Raw genomic sequence first — 1614 nt, 5'->3', positions numbered from 1 at the left:
ATACCTGGAGATGCGTAGCTAGTCCCCAGCTCTAGAACCCGGTCGTTAAACAGACCTAGTTGAGTTAAGTCAGTGCGATCGGGAAAGTACCGAGAAATAACTTTGACTAAGCTAACTTTACCCTAGTAATAGGAGAAAACACAATTATGCGTGTATTTGTACTTAACTCAAATCGACAACCTTTAGATCCATGCAAACCGGCGAGAGCTAGAATTCTACTTTCGACAGGAAAAGCTAAAGTCTATCGTCGTTACCCATTTACTATAATTTTAACGGAGGAAATACAAGAACCAATAACCCACGGGTCACAATTCAAAATAGACCCCGGAGCAAAAACAAGTGGCTTAGCAATTGTTCAAGGTAACCGAATAGTTTGGGGCGGTGAACTTACTCACAGAGGTTTTCAAATTCGAGATGCCTTAACTTCTCGTAGGCAACTAAGGTGTGCTCGCCGTAACCGCAAAACTCGGTATCGCAAGCCTAGATTTCTTAACCGGTCTAGACCAGAAGGCTGGTTAGCTCCTAGCCTAATGTCTAGAGTTCATAACATCTTGACTTGGGTTAAAAAACTAACTCGTTTATGTCCCATTGCAGGAATCTCTCAAGAGTTGGTTAGATTTGACACTCAGAAGTTGCAAAATCCCGAAATATCTGGCATTGAGTATCAGCAAGGTACGCTCTACGGTTACGAGCTTCGAGAATATCTACTCGAAAAATGGAATCGAAAATGTGCCTATTGTGGGACAACGGGTACTCAGTTAGAGATTGAGCATATTAAGCCATTATCTAAAGGTGGTTCGAATAGAGTCTCTAATTTAGCTATTGCGTGTCATTCATGCAATCAGTCTAAGTCTGCTCAAGAAATCGAACAGTTCTTATCTGGAAAACCTGACGTGTTGAAACGGGTTTTGTCTCAAGCCAAAAGACCTTTAACTGATGCGGCTGCCGTTAACACAACTCGTTGGAAGTTGTACCATGAACTGAAATCAATCGGATTACCTGTTGAAGTCGGGAGTGGTGGTTTGACTAAATTCAACCGATGTCGTCAAAACCTACCTAAAACTCATTGGCTGGATGCCGCAAATGTTGGCAAAGTTGATACTTTAATTATTGAGGGTTATCAACCTTTACTTATTGCCGCTAAAGGTCACGGTACTCGTAAAATTTGTCGAACAAACAAGTATGGGTTTCCTATCCGTTACTGTTCAAGAACTAAGATTCATAAAGGTTTTCAAACAGGAGATATTGTTCGCGCCGTTGTAACTAAAGGCAAAAAAATCGGTACTTATGTGGGAAGAGTTGCGACCCGGAAATCCGGATCTTTTAATATTTCAACTAAATCAGGACTGGTGCAGGGTATCAGTCATAAATATTGTCAATTTATTCACAGGAAAGATGGTTATGCTTATAGGCATTAAACTCTGTCCTCCCTTTCCTCTCACCGCTAAATCAAAGATTATAGCGGGAGACGACCGGGAGGCGGAAAGATGATTCTAGAGGAAGGCAAAAGGAACAAGGGAAAAGGCTTACCCCCGATAAAGAGCGGAGAATCCTCGGGTCAGAGGCAAAAGGCAAAGGGACTGGATTCACCTTGCCATCCGTGCCGCCGTGTGG

Annotated in this window: 1 protein-coding gene; it reads left to right on the top strand. The window is 42.5% G+C overall.

All coding sequences use genetic code 11. From position 1 onward, the window contains the following. Window positions 1-146 precede the first annotated feature (146 nt). Window positions 147-1418: an RNA-guided endonuclease IscB gene (gene iscB / locus F6K49_RS47285; RefSeq protein ID WP_293109446.1), complete on the top strand. Its 1272-nt coding sequence runs from the start codon at window positions 147-149 to the stop codon at window positions 1416-1418. Window positions 1419-1614 lie beyond the last annotated feature (196 nt).

It is taken from the genome of Moorena sp. SIO3I6 (genome assembly GCF_010672095.1).
Note: the sequence above shows the minus strand (reverse complement) of the source record. Positions and strands in the feature narration are given on the sequence as shown.

What these genes read in the sequence shown, in the direction of transcription:
- iscB (WP_293109446.1), top strand. Translation starts at nt 147, where the DNA reads ATGCGTGTATTTGTACTTAACTCAAATCGACAACCTTTAGATCCATGC.